The following is an 18,538-nucleotide window of genomic DNA, read 5'->3' on the forward strand; positions in this document are numbered from 1 at the left end:
TCTCTTTTGTTATGAACGCTTTTAGTGGCACAAAGATAGCTGTTTTCTGCAAAATATGAGTATTCTTCCAGATTCTTTCCAGATTTAGGCTTCATCTTTGCCATACAAAATGAACAAACTTGGTATTGATAATGTAAAAAAACGAAATGACTATGAAACTGGAAAAGTACTTCTTATTATTGGCGTTAGGCGTGTTTGCCTTTGCCTTGCAAAGCTGTGATGATGACGACAACGACGGAATCTCCGTGCCCGCGGAACTGAGTAATGCGTTGGCCAAGGAGCATCCCAATGCCCAGCGTATAGAATGGGAAACAAAAGGTGCATATTATGTGGCTGATTTCCATGAGGACAATTTCGAAAAGGAGGCCTGGTTCACCAAAGACGGTGTATGGCAGATGACCGAAACCGACCTCCGTTATGCAGACCTTCCCGCTCCGGTGAGAAGCTCTTACGAGAGTAGTACCTATTATAATGTATGGAAGGTGGAAGATGTAGACAAGCTGGAACGTAAGGAAATGGCTGTTGTCTACATCATCGAAGTGGAGAAAGGTAATCAGGAAATGGACCTCTATTATTCGGAGGACGGCATTCTGGTGAAGGAAGTGGCCGATGCGCACAACGGCGGTTCTCCCGAAGATTATCTCCCTTCTGATATTTCCGCTGCCATCAAAGATTTTATAGCAGAGAAATATCCCAATGCCCGCATTGTGGATATTGAAAAAGAAAAGAACGGTATGACGGAAGTCGAAATCGTGCACGGAAGTATCAGCAAGGATGTGATGTTCACCGCTGAGGGTGCATGGGCCTATACTATCTGGGATATCAGTAAGAGACATCTGGAGGATGTAGTGAAGAACGCCGTTACGGCTGCCCATCCCGGTTATGTCATTGATGATGCCGACTTTATTGAGACTCCCGATGGCAGTTACTTTTTGGTAGAGATGGAGCAAGGGGAAAGGGAAATCTACGTAAAGGTGACAGCGGAAGGTGAAATACTGCCATAATCTTATACTGAATACTTCCCTTTAAATCAGCGTATTGTATTTACCGCTTGTTTACCTTCTAATGTAAAGCAGTTTACCATAGGGTGTAACGGCCGTTACTCCATATTGTAACGGTCGTTACACCATAGTGTAAAGCCTTTTACCTCGTAGTGTAAATGAAGTTACCGTTTGGGGTAACCGGAGTTATCATGTGAGGTGACCGGAGCCGTCATGTGAAGTCGTACTCTTCTACATAAGCGTCGAAGTACTCCGCCCGTTGGAGTCCTAAGTTACGGGCAATTGCAATGACTTGTTGCTGCTCGGTTGGTGAGAGCAAAGTTTCCCCTTTCCGCTTCTGATAATATCTTCGGATACCCCATAAGCCGATGAGCCGGTAGCGGAACGTGCCGGACTGGCCGACAGAGATGGCTTCTGCCGTATGGATAAAGCCTTTGGCATAGCGCACTTTCTTATTCGAGCAATAATATTTGCATTTTCCCGCTGTGGACTCTATTGCTTTCGGATTCAGTACATATAGGAAGATGTTGTTTGAGGGTGCATACGTATATGCAATCCGGCGCAGGCAGGTGTCAGTATAAGGCATGTGTCAGTAGCGCATAAGCCGAAGTTATGGGGAACTTTGGAATAATCGAAAGTTTCTTCTTTCATCATTTTTTTGTTTAAAGTTCCGCAAAGGTACAATTAGTTTGGAGATTGATGGGTGCTTCACCTGATATTTGTTTTATCCCGAAAATATTATGTATTTTACGTAACGTGAAATGCGTAACGTAAAACATGGAATCATTCCGCCTTCCGGTTTCCGCATTTCGTCTTCCCCATTCCGCACCCCGTCCGTAAATGCTTCCCGCTTACTTGCCGCAGGACTATATTTGCAGAAAACATTTGCATATTCCCATGAAGACAAACTCTGTGATTCTATTGGTGTTGTGGCTTGCGGCGTGGCCGTTCTGCTGCCGGGGGCAAGGCTATATCAGTTACGACTATCTGCCCGAAAGTTCGTTGAAGGATGACCTCGGCAACGAGTATGGTTCGGGCAGCCTGATGATGGTATCGGGAAGGTATAACCTGCCGCTTTCCGTCAGGCATGACGACAAGGGCAGGCTGGTGGCGTGGTCGGCAACCGTCAATGCTGCCTATGGCGTATTCCATAATAAGGGGCAGGCGCGGGAGTTGAATCCGGACAATCTGCTGAATGCCAGTCTGAATATCTCCCACATCCGTCCCCTGTCCGACAAGTGGAGTATCATAGCCTCTGTGGGCGGCGGTGTCTATGCCCCGTTGGACGGGGTTTCCATGAAGACCCTACTGGCTAATGGCGCAATCATCTTTGTCTATAAACTGCGGAAGAACCTCGACCTGGGCATCGGTGCGGGGTTGACGAACTCTTACGGTATCCCGATGATACTGCCCATGATGTACTTCAGCTGGAGGAATGCCGGCAGGTATGAGCTGAAAGTGGATATGTCCAGCGGCATGAAAGTGTCCGTCGCCACCTGGCTGAACAAGAAGTTGAAGCTGGAACTGACCGCCCTCGATATGGACGGCATGTCTGCCGTGATGGAAGTCGACGGGAAATCGAAAATCTATTCTACCGTCATGCTGAGGTCATACATCAGTCCTTCGTACCAGTTGAGCAGGAGGACGGCTGTTTATCTGGGAGTGGGCGGTAACTGGATACGCGGGATAAGTATGTCGGACCGCAGTTTGAAAGGTTTTCTCAATAACTTCAAGAACGATGAGGACGAGCCCTGCTTCAGACCGACTCTGCGCCTGACGGCGGGATTCAGGTATGGTTTTTAAAAACTCTTCGTCTTGCAGGAGGGGGTGAGGGGTAAAGTCGTATATTTGTAGACGCCTAACAGACGCTTTAAGTATCTGATAGTATCTTAATTCCCCTCCTCCTGGGAGGAGGGGTGCCCGTAGGGTGGGGTGGTAGAGAGCATAATGCAATGAGAGAGAGATACAATCCCTGTGTGACGCTACCACCTCCCCCTGCGGGTACTCACCCCCTCCACCTCCCCCGTTATCGGGGGAGAGCAACCTCCCCGGAGGAGGAGAATTTGAGATACTACTAAGATATCAGTTAATTATCAAAACTTATTTACTATTATAGTACAAACTGATTTTTATGGTAAAGTATTTATTAGTAGAAGATGAGCGCTTCGCCTACGAAGAGCTGAAGCGGATGATGCAACGGCTGCGCCCTGCCTGGCAGTTGGCGGGCTGGGCAGAGAGCGTGGAGCAGGCTGTACTTCTCTTGCGCCAGGGCAGCCTGGACTTGATGATTGTAGATATCCGCTTGTCCGACGGGTTGAGCTTTGAGATATTCGAGCAGTGCCCCGTCGATTTACCCGTTATCTTCACCACCGCCTACGACGAATATGCCATCAAGGCTTTCAAGGTAAACAGCATCGACTATCTGCTGAAACCCATTGAAGAAAGCGACCTTGAAGCAGCCTTGTGCAAGTTCGAGCGTAACAGTACCCTCCGTTCTGCGGCTCCCGAATATCGGCAACTGGAACTCGGCTACTTGGCAGCCAACAAGAAGAACCGTTTTCTGGTGCAGGTGGGCGATACTTTCCGCTACGTAGAAACTCCGGATGTCGCTTTCTTTTATAGTGAGGATAAGCTGACTTATCTGCACCTCTTCTCCGGGAAACGGTATATCATCAGCTACTCGCTGGACCAGTTGGAGGGAATGCTGGATAGGGATGTTTTCTTTAGGGTTTCAAGGAGCTGCATATCCAATATTAGGTCCATCCGGAAGAGTTCCAGGTACTTCGGCAGTCGCTTGAAGCTTTACTTCGAGCCGGAGTGCCCGCACGAGGTATTGGTGAGCCGCAGTCGCGTGGCCGATTTCTTGAAATGGGTGGACGGAGTGGTATGAGTTATAAGCTATGAGTTATAAGTTATGAGGCATAAGAGGTACATATTCCTTTTTATACTGACGGTTTCCGTCTCGCTCTTCGTCTTTGGATGTGTGTATAATGTCATCAGTGGCAATCCGTGGCATACGGGATTCATGGTTCATTTCTTTTTGAACCTCCCTTTGTGCATCGGCTTGGGGGGTATCGACTTCCGCATTATCAGCCTTGTATATAGAAGGCTGAAGCATCGTGGCAATGCCGTAAGGATTTTAGTGGATGTGGCGTTGACCACTTTGCTGGCTGTCTTCCTGACATTCCTTCTGAATGTTTTGTTGACGGGTGGGCATAGGGATGTGTGGCATATTCTGATAAACTCCCTGCCGGTGATTCCGTGGAGCTGGATTATCGTCCTTCAGATGGAGATATTCTTCTACAGCCTGCAACGTTCGGAGATTGAGACACGCTTGGCGGTTGTGGAGAAGGAGAAGGCGCTTTACCAATTAGAGGCGCTGAAAAACCAGATTAATCCTCATTTCTTATTCAATAGTCTGAATGTCCTTGCCTCCCTTGCTTATCAGGATGCCGAAAAGACGAACCGGTTTGCCAAGAAGCTGTCTACGGTGTACCGTTATCTGCTCACTACGCATGGCAGAGCTACGGTGACCGTGCAGGAAGAACTGTCGTTCGTAGAGTCGTATTTATACCTGGAGCATATCCGCTTTGGCGATGCGCTGCATGTGGAGATAGAAGATGATTTGCGGAATCATCATTGTCTCGTCATTCCTGCCAGCATACAGATGCTTGTGGAGAATGCCTTGAAGCATAATATCAGTACAAAGAAGTCGCCGCTGATAGTCCATATATCCATAGGAAACGAAGGGATTACGGTACGCAACAATCTTCAGTTGCGCAACTATGTGGCCAGTAATGGAGCGGGATTGAAGAACCTACAACGGCAGTATGCCCTATACGGCACGCTGGTGGAGATTCTTAAGGACGAAAAGGAGTTTGTGGTGAAACTTCCCTTTGTGGGTGGAGACGTGAACCGCCTCAACACAATATAGTACTCTTCCCGAAGAAGAATCTGGAAACGTGCATCTTGTCCATAGCCCACGCCATACCCATGCAGCCGCTCAGCGTGAAGGCGGTGGCAGTGACAAGGAACAGCATCCCCGTAGGGTCGAAGGCGAATATAGGTAGGAACGCCTTGGACAGAATGGTGAAAATGGGTGAGAAAAGGAGTATGACCAGCGTATTGCGCCCTATAAAGAAGGAAAGCCGTTTGGCTTGTGCCGGCAGATAGCCGTAGGCTGCCAACAGCAGGCTGATGGAAAGCCAGGTGATGGCGACTCCTGCCAGAGTCCCCCTATCCAGATTGTCGGGAAAGCAGCATAGTATTACGAATGGGACAATGGCGAAGGTTGTGGCGCGAAAGACTTGTGTAAAACGAAGCCCGCTTTGGCTCACTATCATGCCGATAAGGAAATAGAGGGCATTGGAGAAGTTCATCAATCCTCCCCAATAGGAAAGGGCAAACAGGCAGACACCGGCCACAATCAGCCGGGAGACAACCGACAGCCGTACATAGCGGAATGTGATATAATAGATGAGGCTGCACAGAATCAGTGTATGCAGATACCAGTAAGGCCCCATCGGATGGAGGAATATCTTGTCGAGCAATACGGTAGGAGTAATGGCATCCACCCTTTCGCGTATGGGCAGGAAATGCGACATCACCGTATAGGCCGCCTCCATGCAGGCATACGGAATGAAAATCCATAGGAACTTGCGGAGAAAGCTTCGGGCATCCTTCCGGTTATTGGCCAGATAGCCCGAAATAATCAGGAAAGCGGACATGTGGAACGTATAGACGATTTGTTTCGCATACGGATACTTGTCGCCTATGTATACAAGGTGGAAGATAATCATCAGGGTGATGAAGATGCATTTCAGATAATCTATCTCTTTGACACGGCTTTCCATATAGGGTAGTTTTCTGCATATTGTTATTGATGGCACAAATATATATACTTCCGTAAACTTATTTATATTTTGCAAAGGGATTAAGCTTATTTTCTCTTTTACCGATTGCTTTTATGTATGGAAAATGTATATTTGTGCATGAATCATTAACTTAATGTAAAACAGACTATGATAACAAGCCAATTACTTCACCCGGCCAGTATTGTGGTAGTGGGGGCATCCAACAATGTACACAAACCCGGAGGGGCTATCCTGAAAAATCTGCTTAGCGGCGGATATGCCGGTGAGCTTCGTGCCGTGAATCCGAAAGAGACCGAAGTGCAGGGTGTTGCTGCCTTTGCGGATGTGAAGGACATTCCCGATACGGACCTTGCCATCCTTGCCATACCTGCCGCGCTTTGTCCCGATGCGGTGGAGGTGCTTGCCGCGGAGAAGCAGGTGAAGGCGTTCATTATCCTTTCTGCCGGTTTTGGTGAGGAGACCCATGAGGGTGCTGTGCTGGAAGACCGCATACTGGAGACGGTGAACCGGTATGGAGCCTCTCTGATAGGCCCCAACTGTATCGGTTTTATGAACTCGTGGCATCACAGTGTATTCAGCCAGCCCATCCCGCAGCTGCATCCGCAAGGGGTAGACCTGATTTCCAGCTCCGGTGCCACAGCGGTGTTCATATTGGAGAGCGCCGTGACCAAGGGATTGCAGTTCAACTCTGTATGGTCTGTGGGCAATGCCAAGCAAATCGGTGTGAGGATGTGTTGCAATACATGGACGAACACTTCAATCCGGAAGCGGATTCCAGAATAAAACTTCTTTATATAGAGAGCATCGGTGACCCCGACCGTCTGCTGTTTCATGCATCTTCGCTCATCAAGAAGGGCTGCAAGATTGCGGCCATCAAGGCGGGCAGTAGCGAAAGCGGCAGCCGGGCGGCGAGTTCGCATACGGGGGCCATTGCCAGTAGCGATTCGGCAGTAGAGGCCTTGTTCCGTAAGGCGGGTATTGTACGTTGCTATTCGCGCGAGGAGCTGACGACCGTAGGTTGTATCTTCACGCTGCCGGAACTGAAAGGGAAAAACTTCGCCATCATTACCCATGCCGGCGGTCCGGGAGTGATGCTGACCGATGCGTTGAGTAAGGGCGGACTGAACGTCCCCAAGCTGGAGGGACCGCTTGCCGAGGAGCTGAAAAGCAAGCTCTTCCCCGGTGCGGCTGTGGGCAATCCCATCGACATCCTTGCAACAGGCACACCCGAACACCTGCGCCTCTGCCTAGACTACTGCGAAGAGAAGTTTGAGGAGATTGATGCCGTGATGGCTATTTTCGGCACGCCGGGGCTGGTCACCATGTTCGAGATGTACGACGTGCTGCACGAGAAGATGCAGACGTGCAAGAAACCGATTTTCCCGATTCTTCCCTCCATCAATACGGCAGGAGCCGAAGTCGCTGCTTTCCTGGCAAAAGGCCATGTGAACTTTGCCGATGAAGTGACCCTCGGCACGGCACTTTCGCGGATCATGAATGCCCCGCGGCCTGCCAATAATGAAATCGAGCTCTTTGGAGTGGATGTTCCCCGTATTCGCCGGATTATAGATTCCATTCCTGCGGACGGTTATATTGCCCCGCACTATGTGCAGGCATTGCTCCGCTCTGCAGGTATTCCTATTGTGGAGGAGTTTGTTTCGGACAACAAGGAAGAAGTGCTTGCCTTTGCGCGTCGCACGGGATTCCCGGTGGTGGCAAAGGTGGTGGGGCCGGTGCATAAGTCGGATGTAGGCGGTGTTGTGCTCAATATCAAGAGTGAACAGCATTTGGCATTGGAATTCGACCGTATGATGCAGATTCCCGAAGCCAGTGCTATCATGGTGCAGCCGATGCTGAAAGGGACGGAATTGTTTATCGGTGCCAAGTATGAGGAGAAGTTCGGACATGTGGTACTCTGCGGCCTGGGCGGTATTTTTGTGGAGGTGCTGAAGGATGTGTCTTCCGGTCTTGCACCGTTGTCCTACGAGGAGGCCTACTCCATGATTCACTCGTTGCGTGCCTATAAGATTATCAAAGGTACGCGCGGGCAGAAGGGTGTGAACGAAGATAAATTTGCCGAGATTATTGTACGGCTTTCCACCTTGCTGCGCTTTGCAACGGAAATCAAGGAGATGGATATCAATCCATTGCTGGCGACTGAAAAGCAGGTGATAGCGGTGGATGCGCGTATTCGGATAGAGAAATAGGGATTAGGGATTAGGGATTAAAGGGGCTATCCCTTTTTCACCCTGCCCAGTCCTCCCTATCCAGATTCCTATATCCGATAGCTTCCGCCAAATGTGCCGGCTGTATCTGTTCGCAGCCTTCCAGGTCGGCGATGGTGCGTGATACTTTCAATATGCGGTCGTAGGCGCGGGCCGAAAGGTTCAGCCGGTTCATGGCAGTTTTGAGCATGGCAAGTCCTTTGTCATCCGGACGGGCGTGGCGGGCAAGCAGTTTACTGTTCATCTGGCATTACAATATATGCCGGGAATGTCTGCATACCTTGCTTCTTGAATTTGTCGGGCACGTATCACACGCTCGCGTATGGTGGCGCTCGATTCGCCGGGGCGGGAATCTGCCATCTCTTCAAAGGGGAGTGGGGTGACTTCAATTTGCAGGTCAATACGGTCGAGCAAAGGTCCGGATATGCGGTTTAGGTACTTTTGTACTTGTCCGGGACTGCACACACAAGCCTTGGTGGGATGCGTGTAATACCCGCATGGGCACGGATTCATAGAGGCTACCAGCATAAAACTTGCCGGGTACTCTACATTGCATCGGATGCGTGACACGGTAATCTTCCTATCTTCCAGCGGTTGGCGAAGAACCTCCAATACGTTGCGGCTGTACTCTGGCAGTTCATCAAGATATAAAATACCGTTATGTGCCAGACTGATTTCACCGGGTTGGGGGAAACTTCCTCCACCGGTCATCGCTACCGTAGAGATGGTGTGGTGAGGGTCGCGGAACGGGCGTTTCGAGATGAGCCCACCGTCTTTGCCCAACTTTCCGGCAACAGAATGAATTTTGGTCGTTTCCAGACTCTCTCCCAAAGAGAGGGGAGGAAGTATGGACGGCAGACGCTTGGCAAGCATGGACTTACCGCTGCCTGGCGAACCGATGAGAATTATGTTGTGGCTGCCCGAAGCAGCTACCTCCAAGGCTCGTTTTACATTTTCCTGCCCTTTTACTTCTGCAAAGTCGAAATCGAAGTTGCTCTGCTGGGAATAGAATTCCTCGCGGGTGTTGACTGATGTAGGGGTTAATTCCTGCGTGCCATTGAAGAATTCTATAACCTCCTTGATGTTTCCCACTCCGTACACTTTCAGATTGTTCACTACTGCCGCTTCGCGGGCATTCTGTTGTGGTACAATCATACCTTCAAACCCCAGCTCTCGGGCTTTAATGGCAATGGGGAGTGCTCCTTTGATGGGTTGCAAGCTACCGTCAAGGCTCAGTTCACCCATCAACAGATAGCGTCCCAGCTTATCGGACTGGATGACTTCGTTGGCGGCAAGTATACCGATGGCTAAAGGTAAATCGTAAGCTGCACCTTCCTTGCGGATGTCAGCCGGTGCCATGTTGATGACGATATTGCTGGTAGGCATCCGGTAACCGTTGACCTGCAAAGCAGATATGATACGTTGATGGCTTTCTTTGACCGCAGAGTCCGGCAAACCGACTAAATAGAACATACAGCCTCTGGAACTGTTGACTTCAATGGTGATGAGGGTTGCGTCAATACCTTGAACAGCCGCTCCAAAAACTTTTATGAGCACGTTTTTAGTGATTAGGGGTTAGTGATGGCAGGATAGGCTACCGTCGGTTTTGTTTTTTGAGTTTCTTTTCACTCTCTTTCTTCTCTTTTTCCTTTTGCTCTATCTCCTCCAGTTTCTTTTTGATGTCTTCCTCGCTCATATTCTTCCCTTCAATTTTTCCGGAAGGGCTAAGGAACAGATTGGCAGGCAATGCTTGTATGGCGAGCTGTTTGATGGGCGCTGTGTTCCATCCGGAGAAATCACAACTCTGTTCCCACTTTAGGGTATCTCTTTTGATTGCTTCTTCCCATTCCTTTCTGTCGATATCCAAAGAAATGCCCCAGAGTGCGAATAGCTTGTTCTTTTCTTCTTTCTTGTAAATCCGGCGCAGGGCAGCGTTGGCTTCCATGCTTTGCGGGTCCCAAGATGCCCAAAAATGTATCAACAGATATTTATCCTTAAAGCTGGTACGGCTGATTTGTGTGCCTTTGGCATTGGGCAGGTTGACGTAAGGGATGGTTTTCCCGACGGATACCTTCTCTTCTTCTTGGATAAGGTCAAGCAGTTCGTCCACATACGGGCGGTCTTTCAGGCCTCCGGTCATGTGTTCTGTCATTTCTTTGATTAAGGAGAAGTCCGGTTGCGGTTTTTGCACGAAATATTTCTCCAGCAGATAGATACTTACCAGTGAAGAAGGATGGCTGTTGATGAAGGCTTCTGCTTTTTCTTCCAATGCTTTCTCCGAGGGAGTACTCAAACCTTTCAACTCTTTCTGAAAGGCGGTCAATTCTTCATTGGGAACATTCCCCGTGATTTCCAGTGAAGTAAGTCCGGCGGCAGAACCTTTTATCTTTATGTTGTCTCCTTTGTCCAGGTAAAGCGGATATTCCGTACCGTCACTGAATTGCAACCATGTAGAGGCAAGTGTGTCGGTGGTGAGGGTTGCAGAGAACTTGTCATCCTTGACAAGCAGAGTGTCCATACGGTTATAGAACTTGTCCGTACCATATATATAAAGGGTATCATTCCCCAGCCCTTTGATTTCACCATTTAGGTAGACTGAATTTGTATTTTTGCTGCCGCAGGCAGACAATATAATAAGCAGAAGGTATGCAAGATAGATTTTCTTCATTCCGGTTCTTTTTCTGATACTTCGTCGCGAAAATACTTCTTTTTGGTGTGAATAAAAAGAAATGCCCGACATATTTCTATGCCGGGCACGTTCTTTTCAATCTAACCTTTATTATTTGATGATATTCATAAAGTCAGTGTTAGTGAAGTATTTGGCGAATTCCAGGTCAGAAGCAGCCTTCTTTGCCAAAGCCGGTTCTTTTGCAATGGCATTTTTCAAACTGCTGGTTACCATAGATGTATTGTTGGTTCTTGCGCCAAGTACAGCCATCAGGTAGTCAGTATAAGCGTCCGGTCTTTCGATAGCAGCCAGTGTGTTCTTAGCCTTGTTGTAGTCTTTAGCCAGGATTTGTGCCAAAGCAGCGCTGTTAGTCTTAGTGTCGCCAAATGAGCTGACAGCCTTGTCGTACTGTCCTTGAGCAACATACAGATTACCCAATGCCTCGTTCAGTTCCTTAGAACCGGAAGCCTTGCTCAGATAGCTTTCTGCTGCAGTTCTGTCGCCCTTAGTCAAGGCAATCAGACCGAGATTCATATTTGCTTCAGGAGCATCCTTGATGGAGAGAGCTTTCTTGAAGTAGCTTTCAGCCTTGTCGAGGTCGCCAGCCTGATAAGCCAGTTTACCTAAGTTATTGTAAGCACGGAAATCGTTCGGGTAGATTTGAGTGGCTTTTGTGAAGATGGCTTCTTGCTTGGCAGCATCTTTAGTCAAAGTGGTGGCATACAGCAATTCTTCGATGTTCAGCTGCTTGGCATCGCTGTCGGCGAGGTTTGCGATTTCTTCGTCAGACTTACCGATGATTTCGTAATTCAAAGTCAGGCGAGAGCGGCGTAGTTGCGGCAGGATTTCGTCAGCAAGGGTTTTGTAAACAGAAGAGATGTTCTTGATTTCCTGTTCTCTTTGTTCGGGGTCTTGGTACATGGACAGTACGCGGAGAATCAACTCTTTGTCTTGGATGTTTGATTTGGAAACCAGTTCCTGGAAGCCTTCCCAGTCTTGAGCTGTATACTTGGTGTCTACTGCGGCATCAATCTTGGCTTTCTTCAGGTCTCTGTTGATGAGTTTTGCCGTGTTGTCCTGACGGTTTTCAGCCAATCTTTCGTTCAGACCTACACCACCATCGGGAGAAGCGTATGCAGAGATTTCGATGTTGCTGATTTTCTTGTTTTCAGCTTCGTTGATAGTCTTCACTTCTTTGCCGAATTCTTTGGCAGTCTTCAGTTCGCTTGAACGGATGTTTGCTTGCTGAATCAAGAACATGATGTTGGCGTCATGCTTTTCTTTGATGATACGTTGGAAAGCGTCGTCACCATTGGCGGGGTTGGCGCTGCCCAATGTTTGTTCCAGCATCTCGGAAGTGGAGATTACACCATCGGCTACTTTTACGGCAGGGATGGTGACAGTCTTTTTGCCTACTGTGGCCTTGAATTCCAGATAGAGTTCAGATTTGGCCATTTCCGGTACATAGTCGAAGGATGTCTTCATAGTGTAGTTGCCGCCCATCTTGTAAGAGATAGTCTGGTCGTTACCTTCTACTTTTTCACCCTGGAATACAGCCGACTGGCCTTTAGCTTCGCCGCCGTTCCATTTCAGCACGGGAGTCACTTCTACCACAGCCTTCTTGTTGAAGTACTTTTCAGGGAATTTTCCGTTGATTGTAGCGGGAACTTTACCACCTACAGCTTCCAGAACTTGAGGGGTTACGGTGAAATAATCTGATGACAATTCACCCATCTTTTTGCTGCACGATGTCATTAATGCAACAACCATTGCCATTAAAAACGGCAGATACAATTTCTTAGTCATTTTAGGTATAAATTAATTGTTTGTAATTGAAATTTGTCTATTTCATGTTAGTGTGCTGTTTTGGCATGGACACAACAACGCAAAGATATTAAATCCTATTACAGTTTGTTAACTCGCGCAGTAATTTTATCATAATTTAATGAATTTCCCGCTCTTTGCGGTACTTTATATTGCGGGGATGATGTTCTATGATTTCACTGCGCAATCTGTGCCGGTCAATATGTGTGTAAATTTCTGTTGTAGCGATAGATTCGTGACCCAGCATACTTTGTATGGCGCGCAGGTTGGCGCCTCCTTCAAGCAGGTGGGTGGCAAAGGAATGGCGGAAGGTGTGCGGGCTGATGTTTTTGGTGATGCCAGCCTTCTCCGCCAGTTCCTTGATGAGATGGAATACCATGATGCGCGAGATATTTTTGCCCCAGCGTGCCAGGAATACATAGTCCTCGAAGTCCTTCTTGATTTTCCAGCCTCCATTGCGGTCCACGAACCAGTTCCTTATCTCCTTGATGGCACGGGACGATATGGGTACAAGGCGCTGTTTGCTGCCCTTACCTTCTACCTTGATGAAGCCTTCGTCGAAATACAAGTCGGAGATTTTCAGGTTGCACAGTTCCGATACCCGCAGGCCGCAACTGTATAGAGTCTCGAGGATGGCGCGGTTGCGTTGCCCCTCGTTTGTGCCCAGGTCGATGGTGGAGATGATACGGTCTATCTCCTCCACCGTCAGTACTTCCGGAAGCTTGAATCCGATTTTGGGTCCCTCCAGCAGTTCGCTAGGGTCTCCCTCCAGATAGTCGGCCATGACGAGGAAATGGAAGAATGACTTGATGCCCGACAAGATGCGTGCCTGCGAGCGGGGATGGATGCCGATGTCGTGCAGTCCGGAGGCAAAATGCTGCAAGTCATCCAGGGTAGTGTCAAGGATAGCGATACCCTCTCCTTCCAGAAAGTGTAGCAGCTTCTGTAAGTCTGTTTGGTAAGCATCCACTGTATTGGGTGAGAGTGCTTTTTCCAGTTTCAGATACTGGTGGTACTTTCTGATTATCAGCGTTTGTTTCTCCTTATTCGTGGATTTTTCTTCTGATTTCATTTCTTTTTTCTACCTTTGCTTCGCGAAAATAGGCTGCATTTCAGCAAATTGCAAATAAATTTGCATCTGCTTTCGGTTTGCACTATCTTTGCACCGCAAAGGTATAAAAAATTGTGTTATGAGGATACAGATTATTAACGGCCCCAATATAAATCTCTTGGGCAAACGTGAACCTTCCATTTACGGCAGCGTTACTTTTGAAGACTACCTTGCCGAACTCCGTAAGAAATATGCGGATGTACAGATTGACTATTTCCAGTCCAACATTGAGGGAGAGCTGATAGACAAGATTCAGCAGGTAGGTTTTGATGTGGACGGCATCATTTTGAATGCGGGTGCTTACACCCACACGTCCATCGCTCTGCAAGATGCTATCCGTTCGGTCACTTCTCCGGTGATTGAGGTGCATATCTCTAATGTACATGCCCGCGAGGCTTTTCGTCATGTGTCCATGATTTCCTGCGCCTGCAAAGGTGTCATTCTCGGTTTCGGGCTGAACTCCTACCGTCTGGCCATGGAGGCGTTAAAAGATTATTAAATAAAATAGGTATATAGATTATGTTATTGAAGCAAACGAAGATTGTCGCAACGATTTCTGACCAGCGCTGTGATGTTGATTTTATAAAGCAGTTGTTCGATGCAGGTATGAATGTTGTACGTATGAATACTGCACATCTTGGCCGTGAAGGTGCCGAGAAGTTGATAAACAATGTGCGTACGGTTTCCAACCGTATTGCCATCCTGATGGATACGAAAGGGCCGGAGGTCCGCACTACTGTCCTTGCCGAGCCCATTCCTTTCAAGGCGGGCGACCGTGTGAAGGTGGTTGGCAACCCGGAGCAGGAGACTACCCGTGAATGTATTTCGGTCTCCTATCCCCATTTTGTCAAAGACTTGGATGTGGACGGCCATATCCTAATTGACGACGGTGATTTGGAGCTGATTGTTGTGGAGAAGACTCCCGACTATCTGCTCTGCGAAGTACAGAATGAAGCTACCCTGCAGCCGCAAGAGTGTCAACGTTCCGGGTGTCCGCATCAACCTCCCCTCGTTGACCGAGAAGGACCGCAACAACATCCTCTATGCCATCGAGAAAGACATCGACTTCATAGCCCACTCCTTTGTGCGCAACAAGCAGGATATCCTCGACATCAAGACGATTCTCGATGCCCACAACAGCGATATCCGCATCATCGCCAAGATTGAGAACCAGGAAGGTGTGGACAACATAGACGAAATACTGGAAGTGGCAGACGGCGTGATGGTGGCTCGTGGCGACCTTGGTATCGAAGTCCCTCAGGAACGCATTCCCGGCATCCAACGTGTACTTATCGCAAGTGTATTCTTGCCAAGAAGCCGGTGATTGTTGCCACACAGATGCTCCATACCATGATTTCCAATCCACGTCCCACCCGTGCGGAAGTAACGGATATTGCCAATGCCATCTATTATCGTACGGATGCCTTGATGCTGAGTGGTGAAACTGCATACGGAAAATATCCGGTGGAAGCCGTAAAGACCATGACCAAAGTTGCCGCGCAAGCGGAAAAAGACAAGTTGCCCGATAATGATATCCGTATTCCGCTGGACGAGAACAGCAACGATGTGACTGCGTTCCTTGCCAAACAAGCAGTAAAAGCCACTACCAAACTGAAAATCCGTGCAATCATCACCGACAGTTACAGCGGTCGTACAGCCCGTAATCTTGCCGCTTTCCGTGGCAAATATCCGGTGCTGGCCATCTGCTACAAGGAAAAGACCATGCGGCACCTGGCACTTTCATACGGTGTGGAGGCTATCTATATGCCCGAACTTGCCAACGGACAGGAGTATTACTTTGCGGCACTTCGCCGTCTGTTGAAGGAAGGCCGCTTGTGTCCTACGGACATGGTGGGCTATTTGAGTAGTGGTAAGGCAGGTACAAAGACTTCCTTCCTCGAAATCAATGTAGTGGAAGATGCCTTGAAGCATGCAGAAGACAGTGTGCTACCCAATAGTAACAGATACTTGTAGGATAAGGGATTAAGGATAAGGGAGTAGGGATTAGCGGTTAATGATTAATTAATAATTGTGCGTAGAACCACCCCCCTAATCCCTACCCCTTATTCTTAATCCCTAACCCCTAATCCCTTATCCCTAACCTATAATCCATTGACAAAGTGACGATTGACGAATACATTTTGCAGCACATTGACGATGAGGGCGATTATCTGAAAGCGCTCTATCGCGACACGCATGTCAAGTTGCTCTATCCCCGCATGGCTTCCGGACATTTGCAGGGGCGTATGCTCAAGATGTTTGTCCGGATGATTCGTCCCCGGCAGGTGCTGGAGATAGGGACTTATAGCGGATATTCCGCACTTTGCATAGCAGAAGGACTGCCGGAGGGCGGGATGCTGCATACGTTTGAAATCAACGACGAGCAGGAGGACTTCACCCGTCCGTGGCTGGAGCACTCGGCTTATGCCGATAAAATCAGGTTCTACATTGGCGATGCCTTGGAGCTGGTACCGCAACTGGACCTCACTTTCGACCTTGCCTTCATTGACGGAGACAAGCGTAAATACATAGAGTATTATGAAATGGTGCTCGCCCGCCTTTCCGACGGTGGATATATCATTGCCGACAATACCTTGTGGGATGGCCATGTGCTGGAAGAACAACCCCATCGCACGGACCTGCAGACAATCAGTATCAAAGCCTTCAATGACTTGGTGGCGCGGGATGCGCGTGTGGAGAAAGTCATTCTTCCCCTGCGTGACGGATTGACGATTATCCGCAAGAAGTAACTGTTTTTTTATTTTTTTCTCAGCAGCCGCTTGCTGAGGTATCTCACCGGATACCATACGGACAAGAAGCCTACAGTGATGACCGTTAAGAATACCAGAATAATATCCGTGGCATGTACACTTACCGGATAAGCGTCCACTACAAAACTTCCATTGCCTCCCCCCAATGAAATCAACCCGAAACGTTGCTGCAGAAAGCACAGCAACAATCCTAAAACGATGCCGGAGAGGGCGCCGAATACAGAAATCATCCTGCCTTCGAACAAGAAGATGCGCGCTATGAGCTGGTCATCGGCACCCAGATTGCGCAGTGTCTCCACGTCCTCCCGTTTGTCCAGTATCAGCATGGACAGCGAACCGATGACATTGAAGCATGCGATACCCAGAATGAAGGTGAGGAAGAGATAAGAGATGAGTTTCTCTATTTCCATGATGCGGAAAACATCGGCTTGCTGCTCGTAGCGGTTCTGTACAATGAACCGGTCGCCGAGAATGCCTGCTATTTTCTTTTGTACGGAGCCGATGTTGGAACCGGGTTTCAGTTTCATCTCGATGGCAGAGACTTCCGTGTCATAATTGAACAGACGGCGGGCAAAGTCGAGTGACGTCAGTATGTAGCGTGAATCGTATTTTTGCTGGTTGACGGCAAAGATGGCGCCGGGCGAGAAGAGATACTCCCGGTTGAAAGCCGCAGTGGGGTTGGCTATGTTTACCCGTACGTTCCGTTTGGGGGCATAGACCTGCAATGGGTCCACGAACTGAATGCCGGTGCCCAACTCGGATATAAGTTCCACACCCAGAAAACCATAGTCCACCACCGAGTCGCTCAGTAGGAACTTTCCCGTCCCATAGAGTAAGCTGTCGATGGATGTAAGCTGTTCGAAATTGTCCTCCACTCCCTTGATGACGGCCATTGCCTGACGGTCCTTGTACTGCACCATGCATTCTCTTCCAGTGTTTCCGTCCACACGTCAATCTCGGGCAGGGCGTGTACTTGCCGGATGCACGCTTCGTGCGGGTCGAAAACCTTACCTTTGCGGACGGTAATCTTCAGTTCCGGGTCGAAGGCTGTGAAAAAGCCTGCCACCATGTCCTGAAAACCGTTGAATACGGACAAGGTGCATACCAACGCCAACGTAGCCAATGCCACTCCACACACCGAAATACCGGAGATGATATTAATGGCATTGTGCTTCTTCTTGGAGAAGAGGTAGCGGCGGGCAATGAAGAAGGGAAAGTTCATTGTTAAGGATTAAGGGATTAAGGATTAAGGATTAAGGGATTTCACTATCTATTAATCCCTAATCCTTAATCCCTAATCCTTATTTTAAGAGTTCGTCAATTCGTTCCAGGTAGTCCAGTGAGTCGTCCACGAAGAACTTCAGTTCGGGGATAATGCGTAGTTGGTGGCGTACGCGGGTACCAGTTCAAAGCGTATGGACTTCATGTTTCCGTTGATGTTGTTGACTATTTCTTCGCTTTTCTCCGAGGGGAATATACTGAGATAAGCGCGTGCCACGCTCATGTCGGGGCTGATGCGTACGGCACTGACGGAAATCAGTATGCCGGGCATGGACTTGGTTTGCAACAAGAAGATATCACTCAGTTCCTTCTGCAGGAGACGGGCTATTTTATTTTGTCTGGTAGTTTCCATACTGTTCATTTTTTTATGCTGGGGTGCAGCCTGTTTTCACGTTAGCAAAGTTACTGAAATATATCGTTCTGCCGACTGTTTATAGCTTTTTTTTCATGTATTATTGACTTGAACCGTTTTTACCCGGGAGGGTGGAAACGGTTTTTTGCGCATCTGACCGGGCTTTCGTGTCTCTTGCATAGGCTTTCGTTGTGTGTTACATAGGCTTCTGTTGTGTTTTGCACGGTGGTTTGTCTTGAGAAGCCTTTGGGTTTATCAAGTGTTCACTACCGTGGCACGCGTTGTTCACTACAGTGGTACGCCTTGTCCACGGTAGTGAACAAGGCGTACCACAGCCGTGGGCTTTCGTCTATATATAGGAGTTGATAGAACAGACATAAGGGAATGACAGAACAAACATGAGGGGATAACGGAACAGACACATAAGCACC

At 48.5% G+C, this 18,538-nt stretch carries 12 protein-coding genes and 5 pseudogenes; 9 read left to right on the plus strand and 8 right to left on the minus strand.

Features of this window, described 5'->3' with window-relative positions:
* Nucleotides 1–152 precede the first annotated feature (152 nt).
* The gene (locus JCM16496_RS03805; protein ID WP_005834354.1) at nucleotides 153–1,004 is read left to right on the plus strand and encodes a PepSY-like domain-containing protein; all 852 of its coding nucleotides are present in this window, start codon (nucleotides 153–155) and stop codon (nucleotides 1,002–1,004) included.
* 208 nt (nucleotides 1,005–1,212) lie between these two features.
* Here the strand turns inward: JCM16496_RS03805 and JCM16496_RS03810 are convergent.
* Nucleotides 1,213–1,652 (minus strand): annotated as a pseudogene (locus JCM16496_RS03810) (DUF6078 family protein).
* Between the two features lie 246 nt (nucleotides 1,653–1,898).
* Between JCM16496_RS03810 and JCM16496_RS03815 the strand changes: the two are divergent.
* From JCM16496_RS03815 to JCM16496_RS03825, 3 genes are all read left to right on the plus strand, one after another.
* Complete coding sequence (locus JCM16496_RS03815) at nucleotides 1,899–2,804, plus strand: DUF6268 family outer membrane beta-barrel protein (RefSeq protein ID WP_025832421.1); 906 nt, start codon at nucleotides 1,899–1,901, stop codon at nucleotides 2,802–2,804.
* A gap of 328 nt (nucleotides 2,805–3,132) precedes the next feature.
* Complete coding sequence (locus tag JCM16496_RS03820; RefSeq protein WP_025832423.1) at nucleotides 3,133–3,891, plus strand: LytR/AlgR family response regulator transcription factor; 759 nt, start codon at nucleotides 3,133–3,135, stop codon at nucleotides 3,889–3,891.
* Nucleotides 3,892–3,915: 24 nt separating this feature from the next.
* Complete coding sequence (locus JCM16496_RS03825; protein WP_025832425.1) at nucleotides 3,916–4,935, plus strand: sensor histidine kinase; 1,020 nt, start codon at nucleotides 3,916–3,918, stop codon at nucleotides 4,933–4,935.
* On the opposite strand, the gene JCM16496_RS03830 is transcribed toward JCM16496_RS03825, so the two are convergent.
* Entirely contained in the window at nucleotides 4,922–5,854 is a 933-nt protein-coding gene (locus tag JCM16496_RS03830; protein ID WP_025832427.1) for an acyltransferase family protein, read from the minus strand. The two genes, JCM16496_RS03825 and JCM16496_RS03830, sit on opposite strands and share 14 nt — an antisense overlap.
* Nucleotides 5,855–6,022: 168 nt before the next feature.
* On the opposite strand from JCM16496_RS03830, the gene JCM16496_RS23430 reads away from it, so the two are divergent.
* Both JCM16496_RS23430 and JCM16496_RS24845 read left to right on the plus strand, forming a co-directional pair.
* Nucleotides 6,023–6,658 carry a CoA-binding protein gene (locus tag JCM16496_RS23430; RefSeq protein WP_244440227.1) on the plus strand — a complete coding sequence of 212 codons (636 nt, stop codon included), beginning with the start codon at nucleotides 6,023–6,025 and terminating at the stop codon, nucleotides 6,656–6,658.
* Nucleotides 6,568–8,082: an acetate--CoA ligase family protein gene (locus JCM16496_RS24845; RefSeq protein ID WP_369346651.1), complete on the plus strand. Its 1,515-nt coding sequence runs from the start codon at nucleotides 6,568–6,570 to the stop codon at nucleotides 8,080–8,082. The genes JCM16496_RS23430 and JCM16496_RS24845 overlap by 91 nt, the downstream gene beginning before the upstream one ends.
* 37 nt (nucleotides 8,083–8,119) lie before the next feature.
* On the opposite strand, the pseudogene JCM16496_RS03840 reads toward JCM16496_RS24845, so the two are convergent.
* From JCM16496_RS03840 to xerD, 4 genes and pseudogenes are all read right to left on the minus strand, one after another.
* Nucleotides 8,120–9,657 (minus strand): annotated as a pseudogene (locus tag JCM16496_RS03840) (YifB family Mg chelatase-like AAA ATPase).
* 37 nt (nucleotides 9,658–9,694) lie between these two features.
* Nucleotides 9,695–10,768 (minus strand): TlpA disulfide reductase family protein, encoded by a 1,074-nt coding sequence (locus JCM16496_RS03845; protein WP_025832429.1) that lies wholly within the window; start codon nucleotides 10,766–10,768, stop codon nucleotides 9,695–9,697.
* A 111-nt stretch (nucleotides 10,769–10,879) separates the two neighbouring features.
* Nucleotides 10,880–12,574 (minus strand): tetratricopeptide repeat protein, encoded by a 1,695-nt coding sequence (locus tag JCM16496_RS03850; protein WP_025832431.1) that lies wholly within the window; start codon nucleotides 12,572–12,574, stop codon nucleotides 10,880–10,882.
* 136 nt (nucleotides 12,575–12,710) lie between these two features.
* A complete protein-coding gene (gene xerD, locus JCM16496_RS03855; RefSeq protein WP_025832433.1) occupies nucleotides 12,711–13,664 on the minus strand; it encodes a site-specific tyrosine recombinase XerD in 954 nt (317 codons plus the stop codon).
* 118 nt (nucleotides 13,665–13,782) lie between these two features.
* Between xerD and aroQ the strand changes: the two genes are divergently transcribed.
* From aroQ to JCM16496_RS03870, 3 genes and pseudogenes are all read left to right on the plus strand, one after another.
* Nucleotides 13,783–14,202 (plus strand): type II 3-dehydroquinate dehydratase, encoded by a 420-nt coding sequence (gene aroQ, locus JCM16496_RS03860; RefSeq protein WP_005834372.1) that lies wholly within the window; start codon nucleotides 13,783–13,785, stop codon nucleotides 14,200–14,202.
* Nucleotides 14,203–14,222: 20 nt separating this feature from the next.
* Nucleotides 14,223–15,677 (plus strand): annotated as a pseudogene (gene pyk, locus JCM16496_RS03865) (pyruvate kinase).
* Nucleotides 15,678–15,823: 146 nt separating this feature from the next.
* A complete protein-coding gene (locus JCM16496_RS03870) occupies nucleotides 15,824–16,453 on the plus strand; it encodes an O-methyltransferase (protein WP_025832435.1) in 630 nt (209 codons plus the stop codon).
* An 8-nt stretch (nucleotides 16,454–16,461) separates the two neighbouring features.
* On the opposite strand, the pseudogene JCM16496_RS03875 reads toward JCM16496_RS03870, so the two are convergent.
* A pseudogene (locus JCM16496_RS03875) lies at nucleotides 16,462–17,696 on the minus strand (FtsX-like permease family protein).
* Nucleotides 17,697–17,775: 79 nt separating this feature from the next.
* Nucleotides 17,776–18,107 (minus strand): annotated as a pseudogene (gene rbfA, locus JCM16496_RS03880) (30S ribosome-binding factor RbfA).
* Nucleotides 18,108–18,538: the final 431 nt, after the last annotated feature.

This window comes from Bacteroides rodentium JCM 16496 (assembly GCF_000614125.1).
GTDB classification, from domain to species: Bacteria; Bacteroidota; Bacteroidia; order Bacteroidales; family Bacteroidaceae; genus Bacteroides; species Bacteroides rodentium.

Excerpts from the sequence above, each read along its gene's own strand:
- JCM16496_RS03805 (WP_005834354.1), top strand. The coding sequence starts at position 153 with ATGAAACTGGAAAAGTACTTCTTATTATTGGCGTTAGGCGTGTTTGCC.
- JCM16496_RS03815 (WP_025832421.1), top strand. The coding sequence starts at position 1,899 with ATGAAGACAAACTCTGTGATTCTATTGGTGTTGTGGCTTGCGGCGTGG.
- JCM16496_RS03820 (WP_025832423.1), top strand. The coding sequence starts at position 3,133 with ATGGTAAAGTATTTATTAGTAGAAGATGAGCGCTTCGCCTACGAAGAG.
- JCM16496_RS03825 (WP_025832425.1), top strand. The coding sequence starts at position 3,916 with ATGAGGCATAAGAGGTACATATTCCTTTTTATACTGACGGTTTCCGTC.
- JCM16496_RS03830 (WP_025832427.1), bottom strand. The coding sequence starts at position 5,854 with ATGGAAAGCCGTGTCAAAGAGATAGATTATCTGAAATGCATCTTCATC.
- JCM16496_RS23430 (WP_244440227.1), top strand. The coding sequence starts at position 6,023 with ATGATAACAAGCCAATTACTTCACCCGGCCAGTATTGTGGTAGTGGGG.
- JCM16496_RS24845 (WP_369346651.1), top strand. The coding sequence starts at position 6,568 with ATGGTCTGTGGGCAATGCCAAGCAAATCGGTGTGAGGATGTGTTGCAA.
- JCM16496_RS03845 (WP_025832429.1), bottom strand. The coding sequence starts at position 10,768 with ATGAAGAAAATCTATCTTGCATACCTTCTGCTTATTATATTGTCTGCC.
- JCM16496_RS03850 (WP_025832431.1), bottom strand. The coding sequence starts at position 12,574 with ATGACTAAGAAATTGTATCTGCCGTTTTTAATGGCAATGGTTGTTGCA.
- xerD (WP_025832433.1), bottom strand. The coding sequence starts at position 13,664 with ATGAAATCAGAAGAAAAATCCACGAATAAGGAGAAACAAACGCTGATA.
- aroQ (WP_005834372.1), top strand. The coding sequence starts at position 13,783 with ATGAGGATACAGATTATTAACGGCCCCAATATAAATCTCTTGGGCAAA.